Below are 19667 nucleotides of genomic sequence, written 5' to 3'. Positions count from 1 at the left end.
ATGACAGAAGATATGGAAGAACGTTTCAAACTGGTGACCGACCGGATCCGTGAGATCCGTACGGCCTGTGATATTGAGGATGGGGAGCATTTTTCGGAAGGCGCTCTGGATTATTTCTTTGAGCTTTCCAATCTGGCCATCGGTATCCTCCCGGTTTTGAAACGGACGGAAAAGAAGGAGACGAAAAAGGCGGATCTGCCGGACTTTGTCGACGAGCAGAAGATGTTCTATGACCGCTTCGAACCGGATTCCTATGAGAAGAACTTCTTGAATCCGGAATACAGTGCAAAGAGGCTGGGAAAAAAGCTGGGCGGTATTCTTTCTGCTTTTTATATGGATTTTACGGCGATCATTCCCTGGAGTTATGAGGGGAGAAAAGAATGGATCACCTATTACTTCGAATTATTCGATGAGATCTATACCTTATTTGAGGATCAGGAGCGGGCAGTGACTGCCGGCGAGAAGTACACGGATATGGATCTTTTCAAGGCGATCAGGGATTCCCTGCATTCTTTCTATCAGGATTATTCCGAAGAATTTATCGCAGACGGGATCGAGGGTCTGGTGGATCCGAATCGGAGCTTTTTTACGGATATCCTGATGAAGTCGGATCTGTCAGAACCCCGTTATCTCTATTTCTACGGGGCCAAGGTCGGCTGGAATGAGATCCGGCTCTGGGAATACTTAAAAGATCTGTCCGAGGAAGAGATCCATTCCATGGCAGAGACCTATGTCAAGGGTTACATCGACGGATTTGCCATCACGGGCAGAGACATTTCCATTAAGAAAAGCGTCTCCATCGAGTTCCCGATCGGCTTAGAGCGGGTCATGCGGGAGGCCGTTCTCCTTTTTGAAGATGCCGGCCTGTCCGTCACTCTTCAGAGAGACGGTCTTCTTTCCTGTCAGCGCCGGGGCAGCCGTCGAAATCTCTATACGAATTCCATGAATATGCAGGCCTATTATGACCATAAGGACGATAAGGGATATTATTACGACAAGGCCTATGTCGGCCGGAAACTCGAGGTCGTGAAAACGGTCTATGAAAAGAACCGGAAGCTGGCCCATGAGTATGGCGGCCCGGCAGTCGTAGAGACTTTCGGCGAAGAAAAATTCACACCGATCAATAAAAAGGCGGCTGATCCCTTAACCAAGGCGCAGAGGAAGGCTTACGAAGAGCTGTCGGTTTATGATATGTCCGAACAGGGTCAGATCGTAAATGAATATATCCCGGGCGATGAGAGAAGTTTTACCATTATTTCCTATCCGCTGCCTTCGATCGGAGAAAAGTTCCGGGACATCTTCCGGGAGACGGTTTTAGTGAATACCCTGGACTCCGATCATTATCGGACCATGCAGCAGCATATGATTGATCTTTTAGACCAGGGATATGCGGTTCATGTCAGCGGTCGAAATGGAAACCGGACCGACATCACCGTTTCTCTGCATCCCCTGACCGATCCGTCGAAGGAAACGATCTTCGAAAACTGCGCAGCGGATGTCAATATCCCGGTCGGCGAGGTCTTCACCTCTCCTCAATTAGAGGGCACCAATGGCATTTTAAATGTAGGCCATGTCTATCTGGAGGGCTATTCCTTTCAGAATCTGACCTTGAAATTTGAAAATGGTATGGTGGTCGAAGCATCCTGCGACAATTTCGATTCTGAGGAAGAGAATAAGAATCTGATCGATGATCATATTCTATTTCATCACAAGACCCTGCCCTTAGGTGAATTTGCCATCGGCACCAATACGACGGCATATCGGATGGGAAGAAAATTTCATATTGAGGAAGCGCTTCCGATTCTGATCGCAGAAAAGACCGGTCCGCATTTCGCCGTAGGCGATACCTGTTATTCCCATGCCGAAGATGTGCCCATGCACAATCCGGATGGGAAGGAAGTCGTGGCCAGGGATAATTCTATTGTCCGTGCTTTCCGAGAGACAGATCCTTCCAAGGCTTATTTCAACTGCCATACGGATATCACCATTCCCTATGATGAGTTAGGAGCTATTACGGTCTTGAAAAAGGACGGAAGCGAAACCGATATCATAAGAGACGGCCGTTTTGTCGTTCCCGGGACGGAAGAATTGAATGATCCCCTGGATGAGATGGCGTAAAAGCCGGGAATAAATATATCCCTTGGATATATTTGTGATAGATAGAAGCATCAAAAAGAAGGAGAGCGTACTATGTCTGAAAAGAAACAAGTTGGCATCATTATGGGTTCGGACTCGGATCTTTCGGTTATGAGCCAGGCCATGAAGCTTTTGGATGAATTCGGCATCACTTATGATGTAGATGTGATCTCAGCCCACAGAGAACCGGCAGAACTCTTTGCCTGGGGAAAGGAAGCAGAAGAGAAGGGCTATCAGGTCATCATCGCCGGCGCCGGCAAGGCTGCCGCCCTTCCGGGCATGTGCGCTGCTCTCGTTCCGGTGCCTGTGATCGGTATTCCCATGAAGACTTCGGATCTGGGCGGCCAGGACTCTCTTTTTTCTATCGTTCAGATGCCGAGCGGCATTCCGGTTGCAACCGTTGCCATTAACGGGGCCAAGAATGCAGCCATTCTGGCAGCGAAAATCCTTGCGGTCGGGGATGAGAAGATCCGTCAGGAAGTGAAAGAATACGGTGAGAAACTGAAGGAAGAAGTGAAGACCAAAAATCAGAAACTTCACGAGATCGGCTGGAAAGCTTATCTGGACCAGTAAAGTACTTTTGATTTGCAGAAACGAAACGATTATTCAAGCATTCAATCAAGAAAACAAGCAAGAACAGCAGGAGGAGAAAAATGGATTACAAGAGTTCCGGTGTGGATATCGAGGCAGGCTACCGTTCCGTGGAGCTTATGAAACAATATGTCAAGGGAACCATGCGCCCCGAAGTTCTGGGCGGTCTGGGCGGATTTTCCGGTGCCTTTTCCCTGGCGAAGATCAAGGAAATGGAAGACCCGGTCCTTCTGTCCGGTACAGACGGTGTCGGAACCAAGATCAAGCTGGCTTTTCTTTTGGACCGTCATGATACCATCGGCATCGATGCCGTTGCTATGTGTGTCAATGATGTCGCATGTGCAGGCGGCGAACCTCTTTTCTTCCTGGACTATATCGCCTGCGGCAAGAATGTTCCGGAGAAGATTGCAAGCATCGTAAAGGGCGTTGCAGAGGGATGCAGGCAGTCCGACTGCGCCCTGATCGGCGGTGAGACGGCAGAACATCCGGGTCTGATGCCGGAAGAGGAATATGATGTTGCCGGATTTTCGGTTGGTGTTGTTGACAGAAAAGACATTATTGACGGCCATGAGATCGAAGACGGAGACCTTTTGATCGGCATGGCATCGACCGGTGTCCATTCCAATGGCTTCTCCCTGGTTCGAAAGATCTTCCCTATGACCAGAGAATCCCTGGAGACCTATTATGACGAGCTGGGTGAGACCTTGGGTGAGACCCTGCTTCGTCCGACCCGGATCTATGTTCATGCTTTGAAGGCTTTGAAAGAAACCGGTATCCGTGTCAGAGGCTGCAGCCATATCACAGGTGGCGGTTTCTATGAGAATGTACCGAGAATGCTTCCGGACGGAAAGAGAGCCATCATCGAGAAGAATTCCTATCCGATTCCGCCCATCTTCAAACTCATGGCAGAAAAGGGCCAGGTGGAAGAAAAGATGATGTATAACACTTATAATATGGGAATCGGCATGGTTCTGGCCATTCGTCCGGAGGACAAGGATGCGGCGATCGCTGCCATTACTGCCACCGGCGATACGCCTTATGTCATCGGTCATATTGAAAACGGAGAAAAGGGAGTGACCTTATGCTGAATGTAACGGTTCTGGTTTCCGGCGGAGGAACGAATCTTCAGGCCATTCTGGATGCGATCGATGCGGGAACGATAGAAAATGCAAAAGTCACTCATGTTCTTTCCAATAATCCCAATGCTTATGCCTTGGAAAGAGCAAGAAAGCATGGAGATATAGAAACAGAGGTCCTTTCCCCGAAGAGCTTCCCCTCTCGGGCGGACTTTAATCATGCCTTCTGTCAGAGATTGCAGGAAATTCAGCCGGATCTGATTGTCCTGGCTGGTTTTCTGGTGGTGATCCCGGAGGAAGTCGTCCGTGCCTTCCCGCATAAGATCATCAATATCCATCCCTCTCTGATCCCTTCTTTCTGCGGCAAGGGATATTTCGGTCTTCATGTCCATGAGAAGGCCCTGGCCCGTGGTGTCAAGGTGACGGGCGCCACCGTTCATTTTGTAGATGAAGGAACAGATACCGGCCCGATCATTCTTCAGAAGGCGGTCTCCATCCGGGAAGGAGATACGCCGGAAGTCCTGCAGAGAAGAGTCATGGAGGAAGCTGAGTGGAAGATCCTTCCCATGGCCATAAATTACATTGCTGCCGGTCGTGTTTCGGTCGGAGAGGATCGTATTGTCCATATTGCAAAATAAGGAGGTCTGAGTCATGAAAGTATTACTTGTTGGCGGCGGCGGAAGAGAGCATGCCATGCTCCATGCCATCCACAGAAGTCCGCGTGTAGATAAGATCTATGTGGCACCGGGCAATGCCGGTATGGCAGATATGGCGGAGCTTGTGCCGATCGGTGTCATGGAATTCGATAAGCTGATTGCTTTTGCCAAAGAGAAGGAGATCGATCTTACGGTCTGCTCCCAGGACGATCCCTTGTGCGCCGGCATTGTCGATGCCTTTGAGGCGGCTGGTCTGAAGATCTTCGGGACCAGAAAAAATGCGGCCATCATCGAGGGCAGTAAGGCTTTTTCCAAGGATCTGATGAAGAAATATGGGATCCCGACTGCCCGTTATGAAGTCTTTACCGATCCGGCAGAGGCCATTTCCTATTTGGAAACGCAGCCCATGCCAATCGTTCTGAAGGCTGACGGTCTTGCCCTGGGCAAGGGCGTTTTGATCTGTCAGACTCTGGAAGAAGCTAAGGCCGGAGTCAAGACCATCATGGAGGATAAGAAGTTCGGCAATGCCGGAAACGAGCTTGTCATCGAAGAGTTCATGACCGGCCGTGAAGTTTCTGCATTAGCCTTTGTGGATGGCAGTCATTATGCCCTGATGACATCATCTCAGGATCATAAGAGAGCAGGAGACGGCGATACCGGTCTTAATACCGGCGGTATGGGAACCTTCTCCCCCAGTCCTTTCTTTACGGAAGAGATCCGTAAGATCTGCGATAAAGAGATCTTCCAGCCTACGGTCGATGCCATGAAGAAGGAAGGCCGGGAATTCCGTGGTGTTCTGTATTTCGGCCTCATGCTGACGAAGGAAGGACCGAAAGTCGTGGAATATAATACCCGTTTCGGTGATCCGGAGACCCAGGTGGTCCTGCCCCGGATGAAGACGGATATCATTGATGTTTTCGAGGCCTGCATGAATGGAAGCTTAGATAAGATCCATCTGGAATTTTCCGACAATGCAGCCGTCTGCGTGGTTCTGGCATCGAAGGGATATCCCGTTTCCTATGAGAAGGGCTTTCCGATCAGCGGTCTGGACCGCTTTGACAATCAGAATTATTTCTGCTTCCATGCGGGAACCAAATTCGATGATCAAGGACAGATCGTCACCAATGGCGGCCGGGTTCTTGGCGTGACGGCTCTCGGAAAAGATCTGAAGGAAGCCCGCGCCAATGCCTATCAGGCGACGGAATGGGTGAATTTCGCCAATAAATATATGCGGCATGATATCGGAAAGGCCATTGATGAGGTCTGAAGTATGATAAAACCGGAAAAAGAGGCTCGAAAGAGCCTCTTTTTTTATGATAGAAACAATCAAAAAAATAAAATTTTCTCTTGCTGCTTTGGACATATTACATAAAATTGATTTGATATTATTGTTAAAATTGGATAAAATAACAAATATAACAAATAATAATTCGAAATGCTTTTGCTTGGTCTAATATGCGCATCATTCAGAAAGGATACAGCTATGATAGATTACACAGAAGGATCAGGAAAGGAATATCACCTCGGTGTCGGCAAGGGCGATGTAGGAAGATATGTCATTCTTCCGGGAGATCCGAAGCGATGCGAGAAGATCGCACAGTACTTTGCTGATCCGCATTTTGTCGCTGATAACAGGGAGTTTACGACCTATACGGGAACCCTTTTGGGAGAAAAGGTAAGTGTCACTTCGACAGGAATCGGCGGACCATCGGCGTCCATCGCTATGGAGGAACTGGTTCACTGCGGTGCGGATACTTTTATCCGTGTTGGCACCTGCGGTGGAATGCAGCGTGACGTTCAGGGCGGAGATCTTGTCATAGCGACCGGTGCGATCCGGATGGAAGGAACAAGTAAGGAATATGCTCCAATCGAGTTCCCTGCTGTAGCCGATTATCAAATTGTAGAGGCGCTTAAGAAGGCAGCAGATACTATGGACATGAGGAATCATGTCGGTGTTGTGGAAAGCAAGGATTCCTTTTATGGGCAGCATGAACCGGAAAAAAAGCCTGTCGGATATGAGCTCCTGAACAAATGGGATGCATGGCTGAAGCTTGGAACGCTGGCTTCTGAAATGGAGTCCGCAGCACTCTTTGTTGTGGCGGCTTCTCTTGGCGTCAGAGTGGGAGCTTGCTTCCTTACCCTGGCAAATCAGGAAAGAGCTAAGGCAGGGCTTGATAACAGGCAAAGTCATGATACGGATGGAGCGATCAGAACAGCAATTTCCGCGATCAAACTTTTGATCGAGGCTGATAGAAAAAGGGGCAGGAATGGTTAATCAAAAGTTAATGCAGAAGCTTGCAAAAATGGCTCTGAATATGAGAAAAATGGCCTATGTTCCATATTCTCATCACAGAGTTGGAGCGGCACTTCTCTGCAAAGATGGAAGGATCTATACAGGCTGTAATATCGAGAATGCAGCCTATACTCCTTCGAATTGTGCGGAACGAACTGCTTTCTTTAAAGCAGTCAGCGAAGGAGAGAAGGACTTTGTCTGCATAGCAATTGCCGGCGGATTAGAAGACAGAGAGGAACTGGACTACTGTCCGCCATGTGGAGTTTGCAGACAGGTGATGAGAGAATTTTGCTCACCAGGGGAATTTGATATTATTCTGGTGAAAGATATGGAACATATGAAAACCATGAAGCTTTCCGAACTGCTGCCGGAAAGCTTTGGACCGGAATTCTTGCAGGAGAAATCATAAAATCATATTAGATCACAAACTTTTCGATCATACACTTCTTAAGGCTTTTTCAGGAAAGGAACGACAATGGGAAAGTATAAAAGAATTTTCGTCGTAGTGCTGGATTCTTTTGGAATCGGGGCTATGCCGGATGCAGAAAGATTTGGGGATCGTGGAGTTGATACCTATGGGCATATCGTTGAAAAGATGCCTTATATCAATATTCCGCATTTAAGAGAACTTGGACTTGCAAATCTCCATCCGACAGATGCAGTCAAGCCGGTCGAACATCCGCTTGGGAAATTTATGGCTGTAAAAGAGGCATCAAACGGGAAAGACACGATGACAGGCCATTGGGAAATGATGGGCATCAAGACCGAAAAGCCCTTTAAGACATTTACCGAACATGGTTTTCCGCCGGAATTAATTGCAGAACTTGAAAAGAGATGTGGCAAGAAAGTTATCGGCAATAAGGCGGCAAGCGGTACAGCGATTCTGGATGAACTTGGGGAAGAAGAGATTCGTGATGGATCAATGATCGTATATACATCGGCAGATTCTGTCCTTCAGATCGCTGGAAATGAGGAAAGCTTTGATTTGAAGAATCTTTATCGCTGCTGCGAGATCGCAAGAGAACTCACCATGAAAGAAGAATGGCGCGTTGGCCGTGTGATAGCAAGACCATATATCGGAACAAAGAAGGGCCATTTTATCCGGACAGCGAACAGGCATGACTATGCCCTGAAGCCGACTGGCCTGACCGCTCTGAATGCGCTGAAGGACAGCGGCTTTGATGTTCTTTCGGTTGGTAAGATCAATGATATCTTCGTGGGAGAGGGAATCACGGAGTTTGTGCGTTCCAAGACTTCTGTTCATGGCATGGACCAGACCGTGGATTATGCAAAACGTCACGACTGGACAGGACTTTGCTTTACAAATCTGGTGGATTTTGATGCGCAATGGGGCCACAGAAGAAATCCGGTTGGATATGGTCAGGAACTGGAAAAATTCGATGTTGGTCTTGAAAATATGATGAGAGTTATGAAGGATGATGACCTTCTCATTCTTACAGCAGATCACGGAAACGACCCGACTTACACAGGAACGGATCATACCAGAGAAAAAGTTCCATTTATTGCGTGGTCTCCTTCTTACAAAGAGGGAGGAAGGCTTCCGGATGAAGATACTTTTGCCGTGATCGGAGCTAGTGTCTGTGATAATTTTGGCGTAAAGATGCCTGAGAATACAATTGGCCATTCGATTTTGGAAAAATTGTAGAAAGAGGAAGCGGATGTATGAAAAGCTTTTAAAAAGTCGTGCCTGCATCAGGCGTGTGACCGATTTTGAACCGGATATTGCAATCACTTTAGGCTCAGGACTGGGCGGATTGAAGGAAAAAGTGAAAGCTGTTGCTGAGGTAAGCTATCGTGATATCGATCATTTTCCTGTTTCAACGGTAGCGGGCCATGAGGGGAAGTTCATATTCGGGGAACTCGCAGGAAGAAAAGTCGTTGTGATGAGCGGGAGAGTTCATTACTATGAGGGGTATGATATGACTGATGTTGTTCTGCCCGTCCGGCTCATGGGATTGCTTGGTGCAAAAAAAGTTCTTCTGACCAATGCGGCAGGAGGAATCAACCCGGATTTCAAGCCGGGTGATCTTATGATGATCAAGGATCATATCTCCACATTTGTGAGGAGCCCTCTGATCGGAAGGAACATTGACGAACTTGGAAGCAGATTTCCTGACATGAGTCATGTATACAATGAAGAACTTCAGGAGAAAATAAGAGAGTCGGCAAAGCGGACGGGGGTCGCTATCCGGGAAGGAGTCTATGTCCAGCTGACCGGCCCCAATTATGAAACCCCTGCAGAGATCAGGATGTTAAGAATGCTTGGCGGAGATGCAGTAGGGATGAGTACCGTTGTGGAAGCCATAGCTGCCCATCATATGGGCCTTAAGGTTGCAGGAATTTCCTGCATAACCAATATGGCTGCAGGAATCCTGGATCAGCCTCTGAATCATAAAGAGGTTCAGGAAACAGCGGATCGGACAAAAGATGAGTTCGAGCGCCTGGTCATGGATCTTGTTTCTCATATGTAAGAATGGGTGGCAGAAGCATCTGCCACCCATTTGTGACTACGTGTCTTTTCACTGCTATGAAACTCCCACCGCTGCAATCAAAATATAGTAATATTATACAAAAAAAGCCCAAGATATGGAAAATATGAGGGGATCTTTGGCGGTATCAGAGCTTTGAATAAAAGTTCGACAATTCCACAAAGCCCCATATCCTGCGGTCTTATGATAAGGGAAAACCCAATTTTAAAAATTCGGCAATTTGTGTCCTTGTAATCCTCCCGGTTTTGCACTATATTAAGGCTTGTCACAAGATATAGTGTCGAAAAGAAATCAAACAAACTATATTTAGTTGTTTTTTGAAGATGTTTTCTGATAATTCCTGACAGGATCCAGGAAGAGGAAGAAAAATTCAAAGTGCCGGATAAAGATGGCCAATAATAGCAGGAGGAGAGAAGAGAAACATGGCAGAAGCAATGAAAAATGATGATGTAAAGACCCGGGTGATCAAGAGAAACGGTAATGAAGTCGATTTCGATATCAATAAGATCATCAATGCAATCAGTAAGGCCAATCATGAGATTGATGGCATCCATCAGATGAATGACTATCAGATCATGGCAGTTGCCGAGAATATTGCAAAACGAGTTGCTGCCTCTCCTCATGCGGTCAATGTCGAGGATATCCAGGACATGGTAGAGACCGGCATCATGGAAATGCGCTGTTATGAAGTTGCACAGAAGTATGTCCGCTATCGTTATAAGAGAGAGCTCTCCAGAAAGTCCAATACGACCGATGACGGCATCCTTTCTCTGATCGATCAGGCCAACGAAGAGGTAAAACAGGAGAATTCCAATAAGAACCCTGTCATCAATTCCACCCAGCGTGATTATATGGCCGGTGAAGTCAGTAAGGATCTGACCAATCGTGTGCTTCTCCCGGAGGATATTGTAAAGGCTCATAAGGAAGGAATCATCCATTTCCACGATGCAGACTATTTCGCTCAGAGAGAGCATAACTGTGATCTGATCAATCTTTCGGATATGCTGCAGAACGGAACCGTGATCTCGGAGACCATGATCGAGAAGCCGAAGAGTTTCTATACGGCCTGCAATATCACCACACAGATCGTCGCTCAGGTTGCCAGCAACCAGTACGGCGGACAGTCTTTCTCTCTGGCACATCTGGCACCTTTCGTTGATGTCAGCCGGCAGAAATTGAAGAAGCAGGTCATTGAGGAGCGGAAGGAGATCGGCGATGATCTGGATGAAGACAAGATCATGAAGATCGTGGATCACAGACTTCAGTCTGAGATCGAATCCGGTATTCAGACCATCCAGTATCAACTGGTCACTCTGATGACCACCAATGGACAGACACCTTTCGTTACCATGTTTATCTATCTGGATGAAGTACCGGAAGGACAGACAAGGGATGATCTGGCACGTCTGGCCAAGGAAGTCTTCCGTCAGAGAATTCAGGGCATCAAGAATGAGAAGGGTGTCTGGATTACACCGGCTTTCCCCAAGATCATCTATACTTTGGATGAGGACAATATCGAAGAGGGCAGCAAGTACTACGAACTGACAAAACTTGCTGCAAAATGTACTGCAAAGCGTATGGTCCCGGACTATATTTCCGCAAAGATCATGAAGCAATTGAAGGGTGATGTCTATACCTGTATGGGCTGCCGGTCCTTCTTGACACCGGACAATGAAGACCAGCCGGAAGGCCTTTGCAATGCCGGAAATAAGTCCCATGCCAAGGATTATAAGGAAGGGGCCCATAAGTATTACGGCCGTTTCAATCAGGGTGTTGTCACCATCAATCTGGTGGACGTTGCCTGCTCTGCCGTGAAGGAAGCCAAGGAGAAGGGAACCGACCGCTTTGATGAGTTCTGGCGGATCTTTGATGAGCGTCTGGAGCTTTGCCACAAGGCTCTCCGCTGCCGTCATGAGCGTCTCTTGGGTACCGTTTCGGATGTCGCTCCGATCCTCTGGCAGCATGGCGCCCTGGCCCGTCTGGGAAAGGGAGAGAAGATCGACAGCCTTCTCTTCGGAAACTATTCAACCATCAGCCTCGGTTATGCAGGTCTTTATGAGATGACGATGGAGATGACCGGAAAGAGCCATACCGACGAAGAGGCGAAGCCTTTTGCCCTTTCTGTTATGCAGCACTTGAATGATAAGTGCAGCGAGTGGAGAAAGGCCGAGAATATCAGTTATTCTCTCTATGGCACACCGATGGAGTCTACGACTTATAAGTTTGCCAAGTGTCTGCAGAAGCGTTTTGGAATCATTCCTCATGTGACGGACAAGAATTACATCACGAATTCTTATCATGTCCATGTCACAGAGAATATTGATGCTTTCCACAAGCTGAAGTTTGAGTCCGAGTTCCAGAAGCTGTCTCCGGGAGGAGCAATCAGCTATGTCGAGGTTCCCAATATGCAGAGCAACATCCCTGCGGTTCTGTCCATCATGAAGTATATCTATAACAATATCATGTATGCAGAGCTGAATACCAAGTCGGACTATTGTGAAGTCTGCGGATATGACGGAGAGATCAAAATCGTAAAGGATGATTCCGGAAAGCTTGTCTGGGAATGCCCCAACTGCGGAAACCGTGATCAGAGCAAGATGTCGGTTGCCAGAAGGACCTGCGGTTATATCGGAACCCAGTTCTGGAACCAGGGTCGTACCCAGGAGATCAAGGATCGTGTTCTGCATGTAGCCAATCCGGAATTCTCGGATGTGGATATGAATGTCAATGCGTCTGTGAAATAAGACTGCCTCCTCTTGGATCCCGGAGGATGCCATTCTGAAGGATCTGGCATTGAGAGTTCATACAAGAATTTTGTGAAAAGTCCCGGTCTTCCCAAGCGGAAGGCCGGGTTTTTCTGTCAAAAAAATTGTGCTATGATAAGAGAGATCATGAAATACAGACCTGGTTTTACGAGTAGCTTTCAGCTGCTTATTGAATGAAAAATGAAAGAAGAAATGACACCATGAATTTTGGTCAAATCTATTATGCAGATATTGCCAACGGACCGGGGGCAAGAACATCCTTTTTTGTTTCCGGCTGCCGCCATCATTGTAAGGGCTGCTTTAATGCAGAGACCTGGAATTTTTCCTATGGACATCCTTATACAAAAGCCATTGAGGATGAGCTTGTGGATTCTGTAAAGCCCGAATACATCGACGGCCTTACCATTCTGGGCGGCGAACCGATGGAACCGGAGAATCAGCCCGAGATCCGGAAACTTGTAGAAAGGATCCGCAGGGAAGTGCCGCATTCCAAGACCTGGATCTATTCCGGCTATACCTGGGAGGAACTCCATGATCCAAACAAGGTCTGTCGGACAGGGGACACGGATGCGATTCTTTCTAATATCGATGTCCTTGTGGATGGTGAATTCCATGAAGAAGAGAAGGATATCAGCTTGAATTTCCGGGGCTCAAAAAACCAGAGGATCATAAGGGTGCCGGAAAGCCTGGCATCCGGACAGATCGTCCTCTCGGAATACAATAACGAGGGCGGTATGACATCGAAAGAAAGCAGATAGGAGAATAGAGATGACTCATAATGAATCAGAACAGAGTCGTGACAAGGTCATTGTGAAGACTTCTGTCATCGGGATCCTGACAAATGCAGGCCTTGCCGCTTTTAAGGCCTTGATCGGCCTGATCACCCATTCCATTGCCATTACCATGGATGCTGTCAATAACCTCTCGGATGCCGGTTCTTCCCTGATCACGATCGTCGGAACCAAATTGGCAGCGAAGGAAGCGGATCGGAAGCATCCCTTCGGTTACGGCCGAATCGAATATCTGTCGGCTATGGTGATCTCTCTGATCGTCCTCTATGCCGGACTCACCTCGCTGGAGGAGTCGGTAAAGAGTATTCTTCATCCCAAAACTCCTTCTTATACGGCCATTTCTCTTGTCATTGTGGCAGCTGCAGTCTTTGTGAAGATCATTCTGGGAAGCTTTGTGAAGAAGACCGGTGAGAAGGCCCATTCGGAATCTCTCGTGAATTCGGGTAAGGATGCACTTCTGGACTCCGTGATCTCCGCATCCACCCTCATTGCCGCTCTGGTCTACATTTTGACGAAAGTCTCCCTGGAGGCCTGGCTCGGTGCCCTGATCTCCCTTGTGATCATTAAGTCCGGCATCGACATGCTGCGGGAGACCTTGTCCAAGATCCTGGGCGAGAATGCAGACCTTACTTTGATTCATAAGATCAAGAACGATGTCAAAAGCTTTCCTGAGGTGCAGGGAGTCTATGACCTGGTTTTGAATAACTATGGGCCGGATACCTTCAACGGATCCCTCCATATTGAAGTGGCAGACACGATGGATGCGAACGAGCTGGATGAACTCATTCGTCAGATCCAGTACAAGGTTTTGGCAGAGGATCATGTGATCCTGACGGCTGTCAGCGTTTATGCCATGAATACTCATGAGAACCGGGCCGCCGAGGTAGAACGGTCGGTGCGGACCGCCCTGAAGGATATGCCGGGCGTAAAGCAAATGCATGGATTTTACTTAAATGAAGAAAAAAAGACCATCCGTTTCGATCTTGTGATCTCCTTCTCGGTGGATGACCGTAAGGAGGCTTTCAATAACTGCATCCAAAAGATTCAGGCCATGTATCCGGATTACTCCATTCAGGCGGCCATGGATAGGGATCTGGATGAGTGCCTGGAGTAAGCGGACGAGTGCCTGGAGTAAGTGGACGAGTGCCTGGAGTAAGAGCTGTGACAGGCGCCTTTTATGGGCATTCTTCTGCACTTAGAACATGTAATTTACGGCCGATGACCCGAAAATGGACGTTGAAGCCCCTGTATTTCATGCCGTAGATCCTGTTCTCATCATGCTGGTAGGAGGGCCTCGGGTCTTCCGACAGGACACTTACCAGTTCCGGCAGGAGAGCATGGAAGAGTTGACACTTTCTCTCGACGGCTTCTTTTTCCGATACCGTAGAATCAGCCGGAAGGCTTGAAAGAGAAGGACCGGTCGAATCCTTCTGCCCTCCCAGGCTCTCCCAGAGGCTGTCATCGATAACGACATCCAGACGGTAACTTCCGCCGGAATAAGACTCTGTGAAACCGCCTCTGGCATCTGCGTGAGAGTCTGCATAGGGAATATAGGGCTTGATATCGTAGATCGGCGTACCGTCCATGAGATCGGCTCCCTTGACTGTGATGACAGGGGCATCGGCTCCTTTTGTGTCAATGGATAAAATGCGGACCGAGGACAGACCCAGCCCGTTGGGGCGGAAGGGAGACCTGGTTGCGAAGACGCCCATCCGGGTATTGCCGCCGAGACGGGGCGGCCGAACAGTCGGCTGGAAGCCGTCTTCTTTCCGGTTTTCTGAAAAGCCCCAGATCAACCAGAGATAATCGAAACCATCCATCCCCCGCAGACTGTCAATGGATCGATATTTCGGACAGAAATGGATTTCGGAAAGGTTATTGGCCAGTCCGCTTTGTCTCGGAATGCCGAATTTCTCCGGGAAGGGAGAATGAATATAAGCAATGGGGCGGATCAAAAGGGCATCCTTATCATTTTTTGTCATGGAAATCTCCTTTCTCTTTTTCCTTCCCCGGCACTTTCTTTGTAAATGGAAAATTCCCCGCACCTGTGGCAAAATGAAAAATTTAACTGTACAATTTCGACAAAATCAGACACATGATTTTCTACTTGCGTTAATTTATGAAAATTTTATAATACGAAACATGGGAACCAAAAAATAATTGGGGGTTTCTCATCGGAAAGATGCACGAGGTATGGCCGAGGCTAGAGGGGTCATACCCGCATCTTTTTTTGTTGGTGTTTTTATTATTATAACAGATATGAAAGGGATATGTCTTTTCCGCGGTACACGAGATGCCTCCCCTTGTTTTCTGATAAGCGGATGTTAAAATAATAAATTGGATCAAAGAGAAAATGCTGAGTGTATTTTCCGAGGATTCCAGGTTAAAAAATATAGAAAGAGGAATAATTATGTCAGAATTTGGATTTGGCGCAATGATCGAGAAATTGAAGAAGAACCCGAAGACCATCGTCTTCACAGAGGGTACCGATGATCGTATCCTGGAGGCCGCATCCCGGCTCCTTGCTGCCAACTTCTTAAGACCGATTTTGATCGGCAATCCCGATGAGGTTCATGCTGCTGCAGAGAAGAGCGGTTATAATATCCGCGGCGCAGAGATCATCGATCCTTTACATTATGACCGTATGGACGAAATGGTCGACATTTTCTGCGAGCTCCGTAAGAAGAAGGGAGTTACGCCCGATCAGGCCAGAGAGACACTGAAGGCAGCCAATTATTTCGGCACTATGCTGGTCAAGATGGGTGTTGCGGATGCCCTGCTTGGCGGAGCTACTTATTCCACTGCAGATACCGTTCGTCCGGCTTTGCAGCTCATTAAGACCAAGCCCGGCCATAATATCGTATCCTCCTGCTTCATCATGGTTCGTCCTTCTGCAACCGGTGACAATGAAGTCCTTGCCATGGGTGACTGTGCCATCAATATCAATCCTTCCGAGGATGATCTGGTTGAGATCTGCGGCGAGATGGCTCAGTGTGCCAAGATCTTCGGTATCGATCCGAAGGTTGCTTTCTTAAGCTATTCCACTTTAGGCTCCGGCAAGGGCGAAGATGTTGATAAGGTTCGGAATGCCTGCGCAAAGGCTAAGGCAAAGTTCCCGGATCTTCCAATCGATGGAGAGCTGCAGTTTGATGCAGCCGTTTCTCCGAGAGTTGCACAGACCAAGTGCCCGGGATCTAATGTTGCAGGTCATGCAAATACCTTCGTATTCCCTGACATCAATGCCGGAAATATCGGTTATAAGATTGCACAGCGTCTCGGCAATTTCGATGCATACGGCCCGGTTCTTCTTGGCCTGAATGCGCCGATCAATGATCTGTCTCGCGGCTGCAATGCTTTGGAAGTTTACTCCATGGCAATCATCACAGCAGCTCTGGCTTAAGCTTTTTCATTCAGACATTCAGAATTTCCATCAGAAATTCTGATCAATAAAAATGGGACTTCTGCAGGTTCTTGCAAAGGACAAAGCAGAGGTCCCTTTTCTTTTTGATGTGATCCCTTCTTAGATCATGACATCATTTGTTTCTATCAATCAGAGAGGAGAATTTTCGAATGACAGCGTTTCTTATTGTGATTATTCTTGTCATCCTATTGCTGCTTTGCCTTCTGCCATTTCTTGTCGCATGGCTTGTGCAGAGGCAGACCTTCCGGCCGATTCAGATCCATAAGTATTCTTCGCTCAAGCATTACAGTGATTATCAGGACCAATATGAGAGACAAGAGATCCATTTCCCATCCGGGAAGAATCAGCTGTTCGGTGCGATCTATCCGCCGAAGGCCGGTCTGGATCAGGCCCGTGGTCTGATTGTCTTCGCTCATGGCATCTGGTCCGGCCCCGAAGAGTATCTCATGCTTCTGCTTTGGCTTGTGGACAGGGGTTATGCGGTTTTTACCTATAATGCGACGTCCTACAATGGTTCCGAGGACAGCTGGGCCCGTGGCCTCTATCAGTCGCCCCTGGACCTGGATGCGGCACTGACCTATGTCGAAAAGGATCCGACATTATCCGGTCTTCCCCGCTATCTTATGGGCCATTCCTGGGGAGGATTCGCTGTGACGGCCGGTCTGCATTTCAACCATAAAGTCGATGGGGTCATCTCCCTGTCCGGCTTCGATCAGCCCATCAAAATGACCATGGCTGTCGCCCATCAGATGTTCGGAAAACTGGCATGGACCTTCTACCTGCCCCTTCTTTTCATCAACCGCTGTCTCTTCGGGAGAAATGTAGAGCTTACCGCAGTAAATGGGATCAATCAGACCCAGGCACCGGTCCTCTTGGTTCATGGAAAGGGCGATGATTTCATTGGATTTGATACGACGTCGATCATCTCCCAGAAGGATCGGATCACAAATCCGGCTTTGTCTACGATCGTCCTGGATCGGCCGGACTATTGCGGCCATAACAGCTATTTCCTGTCCAAAGAGTCAGAAACTTATTCAGAAGAGATCAATCAGAAATTTTCGGAAGAGGAGAAGAAGTGGAAGAAGGAGCATAGAACTGGCACGAAGAAGGAAAAAGAGAAGGAATTGGCAGATCTTAGGAAGTCTTATTATGAGAAAATAGATAAGAATAAGACCAATGTGCCGAATGAAGAACTCTATCAGAAACTCTATGCTTTTTTGGAAGACTGTGAAAAGAAAGAGGCTGTTACTAAGGAATCAGAACTTGGATCAAAGTAAGAAGGGGAGGAAGACCCGGCTATTGATCAGAAATCAAAACCCGGATCAAAGTAAGAAGGGGAGGAAGACCCGGCAAGGTGCAGGAAACTGGAAAGAAAATAAGAAGGAGAGGAAGACTTGGCTAGAGTAAAGAAACAATGGACCATCCGTCGACATAAGGAAGATTATAAGGCGATAGGACAGACTCTGGGCGTCGACCCCATCCTGGTCTGGATGATGAGGAACCGGGGAATCTCGAAGGAGGAGATGGAATCCTATCTCCATCCGAAGAAAAGCGATATCCTAGATCCTCATAGCTTAAAAGATGGCGGGAAGGCAGCGGATCTCCTCTTAGGGGCGATCCGGGATCAAAAGAAGATCCGGATCATGGGCGATTATGATATCGATGGTATCATGTCGACCTATATTCTCCACAGCGGACTCCTGGCTCTGGGGGCCGACTGTGACTATCGGATTCCCCATCGGGTCAAGGATGGCTATGGATTGAATCCGAAATTAGTAGAAGAAGCAAGACTGGATGGCAAGGATCTTTTGGTCACCTGTGACAATGGGATCTCGGCTTTTGAGGCCATTCGAGCTGCCAGGGAATGCGGAATGGATGTGATCGTGACGGATCACCATGCGATCGCCTCGGACGAAGAAGGGAAAGATCTTCTCCCTATGGCCAATGCCCTGATCAATCCTCACAGAAAGGATGATCCGACTCCCTATAAGGAGATCTGCGGGGCTGTTGTGGCATGGAAATTCCTGGCCCTGGTCTATGAAAAAGCAGGGAAACAGTGGGATGGCCAAGAGATCTGGAGCTTTCTCCCCTTTGCGGCCATTGCAACGGTTGGGGATGTCATGCCTTTGCAGGCAGAGAACCGGGCCATTGTAAAGCTGGGACTGGATGCCATGAAGGATATCGATCATATCGGCCTTCTGGCCCTGATTCAAGAAAAGAAACTGGACAAGAGGCATCTTACGGCCTTCCAGATTGGCTTTGTGCTTGGCCCCTGTCTCAATGCGGCCGGTCGTCTGGAAACGGCAAGTCAGGGCGTTGAACTATTGGAATGCAAGGACCAGCGTAAGGCAGCAGAGATCGCCTCGCATCTTTCGGAATTAAATGAAAAGCGAAAGCAGGAAACCGAACATGGCGTTGACGAGGCGGAATTCCTTCTGAAGGAAAAAGGCTGGGAGAAGGACCGGGTCCTTGTCATCTACGAGCCGGATGTTCCGGAAGCAGTGGTCGGCATTGTGGCAGGCCGTATCCGCGAGCGGACCAACAAACCGACCATTGTCCTGACGGACGGCCAGGACGAGGTCAAGGGAAGCGCCCGTTCCATCGAGAGCTACCACATGTATCAGTCTCTTCAGGAGGTCTCCGATCTCCTGGATAAATTCGGCGGTCATCCCATGGCGGCAGGCATGTCTCTGGCCCGGGAAAATGTAGGCCGCTTTCGGGAAGCCTTGAATGCCCATTGTCGGCTGACCGAAGAGGATCTGACTCAGAAATTGAAAATTGATGCAGATATGCCTTTTTATTATCTCTTGCAGCATCAGAATCTGATCCGGGAGCTGGATCTTCTGGAACCTTTTGGGAATTGTAATGACAAGCCGGTTTTTGCCGAATCCCATGTCAAAGTCTTGAAGATGAAGACGATCGGAAAGGAAGGCCAATATCTGAAATTTACTCTTCAAGGGAAAATGGATGCCAAAATCGATGGTCTATATTTCGGGGATTGTGAGGAGTTGAAGGCGGATCTGATTCGAAGCTATGGAGAAGATCAGGTCGAGGCGGCTATGTGGGGGCGGAAAAATGACCTGCGGCTGACGGTTGCCTATTATCCGACCATCAACAGTTTCCGGGGAATGGAGTCGACGGAGATCATTATCTCCGATTATCTGGTTCCCGGGAGGGGGGAGTGAGGATCTACTTGCAAAACGGAGTCGACGGAGATCGTTATTTCCGATTATCTGGTTCCCGGGAAGGGGAAATGAGGATTTACTTGCAAAACGGAGTCGACGGAGATCATTATCTGGTTCCCGGGAAGGGGAATGAGGATTTACTTGCAAAGATGCTGAAAATCATTACAATACAATAATAAGAAACCGAAATTAAAATTATGTTTTCTTTCGAAAAGATTTTTCGAAATACTTTCGATTGATTTC

16 protein-coding genes are annotated in these 19667 nt (G+C 48.1%); 15 read left to right on the top strand and 1 reads right to left on the bottom strand.

The genetic code is table 11. The features are described from left to right. From ACKX2L_RS07910 to ACKX2L_RS07855, 12 genes are all read left to right on the top strand, one after another. Complete coding sequence (locus ACKX2L_RS07910) at positions 1-2118, top strand: aminopeptidase (protein ID WP_497550115.1); 2118 nt, start codon at positions 1-3, stop codon at positions 2116-2118. A gap of 72 nt (positions 2119-2190) precedes the next feature. Beyond that, positions 2191-2709, top strand: coding sequence for a 5-(carboxyamino)imidazole ribonucleotide mutase (purE, locus tag ACKX2L_RS07905; RefSeq protein ID WP_497550114.1), 519 nt, complete (start codon positions 2191-2193; stop codon positions 2707-2709). Positions 2710-2789: 80 nt separating this feature from the next. Continuing rightward, on the top strand, positions 2790-3815 hold the full coding sequence (gene purM, locus ACKX2L_RS07900; RefSeq protein WP_497550113.1) for a phosphoribosylformylglycinamidine cyclo-ligase: 1026 nt from the start codon (positions 2790-2792) through the stop codon (positions 3813-3815). Continuing rightward, on the top strand, positions 3809-4441 hold the full coding sequence (gene purN, locus ACKX2L_RS07895; RefSeq protein ID WP_497550112.1) for a phosphoribosylglycinamide formyltransferase: 633 nt from the start codon (positions 3809-3811) through the stop codon (positions 4439-4441). The genes purM and purN overlap by 7 nt, the downstream gene beginning before the upstream one ends. A 13-nt stretch (positions 4442-4454) precedes the next feature. Further along, a complete protein-coding gene (purD, locus tag ACKX2L_RS07890; protein ID WP_497550111.1) occupies positions 4455-5726 on the top strand; it encodes a phosphoribosylamine--glycine ligase in 1272 nt (423 codons plus the stop codon). A gap of 216 nt (positions 5727-5942) precedes the next feature. After that, positions 5943-6734, top strand: coding sequence for a uridine phosphorylase (gene udp, locus ACKX2L_RS07885; RefSeq protein WP_497550110.1), 792 nt, complete (start codon positions 5943-5945; stop codon positions 6732-6734). Continuing rightward, complete coding sequence (locus ACKX2L_RS07880) at positions 6727-7161, top strand: cytidine deaminase (protein ID WP_497550109.1); 435 nt, start codon at positions 6727-6729, stop codon at positions 7159-7161. The genes udp and ACKX2L_RS07880 overlap by 8 nt, the downstream gene beginning before the upstream one ends. A 66-nt stretch (positions 7162-7227) precedes the next feature. Then, complete coding sequence (locus ACKX2L_RS07875; RefSeq protein ID WP_497550108.1) at positions 7228-8418, top strand: phosphopentomutase; 1191 nt, start codon at positions 7228-7230, stop codon at positions 8416-8418. Between the two features lie 13 nt (positions 8419-8431). Beyond that, positions 8432-9244: a purine-nucleoside phosphorylase gene (locus ACKX2L_RS07870; RefSeq protein ID WP_497550107.1), complete on the top strand. Its 813-nt coding sequence runs from the start codon at positions 8432-8434 to the stop codon at positions 9242-9244. Between the two features lie 440 nt (positions 9245-9684). After that, complete coding sequence (gene nrdD / locus ACKX2L_RS07865; protein WP_497550106.1) at positions 9685-12006, top strand: anaerobic ribonucleoside-triphosphate reductase; 2322 nt, start codon at positions 9685-9687, stop codon at positions 12004-12006. Positions 12007-12227: 221 nt separating this feature from the next. Further along, entirely contained in the window at positions 12228-12785 is a 558-nt protein-coding gene (gene nrdG / locus ACKX2L_RS07860; protein WP_497553011.1) for an anaerobic ribonucleoside-triphosphate reductase activating protein, read from the top strand. A 10-nt stretch (positions 12786-12795) separates the two neighbouring features. Then, the gene (locus ACKX2L_RS07855) at positions 12796-13932 is read left to right on the top strand and encodes a cation diffusion facilitator family transporter (protein ID WP_497553010.1); all 1137 of its coding nucleotides are present in this window, start codon (positions 12796-12798) and stop codon (positions 13930-13932) included. A gap of 61 nt (positions 13933-13993) precedes the next feature. On the opposite strand, the gene tsaA is transcribed toward ACKX2L_RS07855, so the two are convergent. Next, the gene (gene tsaA / locus ACKX2L_RS07850) at positions 13994-14800 is read right to left on the bottom strand and encodes a tRNA (N6-threonylcarbamoyladenosine(37)-N6)-methyltransferase TrmO (RefSeq protein WP_497553009.1); all 807 of its coding nucleotides are present in this window, start codon (positions 14798-14800) and stop codon (positions 13994-13996) included. A 428-nt stretch (positions 14801-15228) separates the two neighbouring features. Between tsaA and pta the strand changes: the two genes are divergently transcribed. The 3 genes from pta (at position 15229) to recJ (ending at position 19424) form a co-directional block, all read left to right on the top strand. Further along, a complete protein-coding gene (pta, locus tag ACKX2L_RS07845; RefSeq protein ID WP_497550102.1) occupies positions 15229-16218 on the top strand; it encodes a phosphate acetyltransferase in 990 nt (329 codons plus the stop codon). A 170-nt stretch (positions 16219-16388) separates the two neighbouring features. After that, positions 16389-17516, top strand: a complete 1128-nt coding sequence (locus ACKX2L_RS07840) for an alpha/beta hydrolase family protein (protein ID WP_497553008.1) — start codon at positions 16389-16391, stop codon at positions 17514-17516. Positions 17517-17633: 117 nt separating this feature from the next. Then, a complete protein-coding gene (gene recJ / locus ACKX2L_RS07835) occupies positions 17634-19424 on the top strand; it encodes a single-stranded-DNA-specific exonuclease RecJ (protein WP_497553007.1) in 1791 nt (596 codons plus the stop codon). Positions 19425-19667 lie beyond the last annotated feature (243 nt).

This window comes from Porcibacter vitabionis (assembly GCF_046263795.1).
GTDB lineage: Bacteria > Bacillota > Clostridia > Lachnospirales > Lachnospiraceae > Lachnocurva.
The sequence above is the reverse complement of the archived record's forward strand: the minus strand, read 5'-3'. Positions and strand labels throughout refer to the sequence as shown.

Excerpts from the sequence above, each read along its gene's own strand:
- purM (WP_497550113.1), top strand. The coding sequence starts at position 2,790 with ATGGATTACAAGAGTTCCGGTGTGGATATCGAGGCAGGCTACCGTTCC.
- ACKX2L_RS07870 (WP_497550107.1), top strand. The coding sequence starts at position 8,432 with ATGTATGAAAAGCTTTTAAAAAGTCGTGCCTGCATCAGGCGTGTGACC.
- nrdD (WP_497550106.1), top strand. The coding sequence starts at position 9,685 with ATGGCAGAAGCAATGAAAAATGATGATGTAAAGACCCGGGTGATCAAG.
- tsaA (WP_497553009.1), bottom strand. The coding sequence starts at position 14,800 with ATGACAAAAAATGATAAGGATGCCCTTTTGATCCGCCCCATTGCTTAT.
- nrdG (WP_497553011.1), top strand. The coding sequence starts at position 12,228 with ATGAATTTTGGTCAAATCTATTATGCAGATATTGCCAACGGACCGGGG.
- purE (WP_497550114.1), top strand. The coding sequence starts at position 2,191 with ATGTCTGAAAAGAAACAAGTTGGCATCATTATGGGTTCGGACTCGGAT.
- purD (WP_497550111.1), top strand. The coding sequence starts at position 4,455 with ATGAAAGTATTACTTGTTGGCGGCGGCGGAAGAGAGCATGCCATGCTC.
- purN (WP_497550112.1), top strand. The coding sequence starts at position 3,809 with ATGCTGAATGTAACGGTTCTGGTTTCCGGCGGAGGAACGAATCTTCAG.
- ACKX2L_RS07840 (WP_497553008.1), top strand. The coding sequence starts at position 16,389 with ATGACAGCGTTTCTTATTGTGATTATTCTTGTCATCCTATTGCTGCTT.
- pta (WP_497550102.1), top strand. The coding sequence starts at position 15,229 with ATGTCAGAATTTGGATTTGGCGCAATGATCGAGAAATTGAAGAAGAAC.
- ACKX2L_RS07875 (WP_497550108.1), top strand. The coding sequence starts at position 7,228 with ATGGGAAAGTATAAAAGAATTTTCGTCGTAGTGCTGGATTCTTTTGGA.
- ACKX2L_RS07910 (WP_497550115.1), top strand. The coding sequence starts at position 1 with ATGACAGAAGATATGGAAGAACGTTTCAAACTGGTGACCGACCGGATC.
- ACKX2L_RS07880 (WP_497550109.1), top strand. The coding sequence starts at position 6,727 with ATGGTTAATCAAAAGTTAATGCAGAAGCTTGCAAAAATGGCTCTGAAT.
- ACKX2L_RS07855 (WP_497553010.1), top strand. The coding sequence starts at position 12,796 with ATGACTCATAATGAATCAGAACAGAGTCGTGACAAGGTCATTGTGAAG.
- udp (WP_497550110.1), top strand. The coding sequence starts at position 5,943 with ATGATAGATTACACAGAAGGATCAGGAAAGGAATATCACCTCGGTGTC.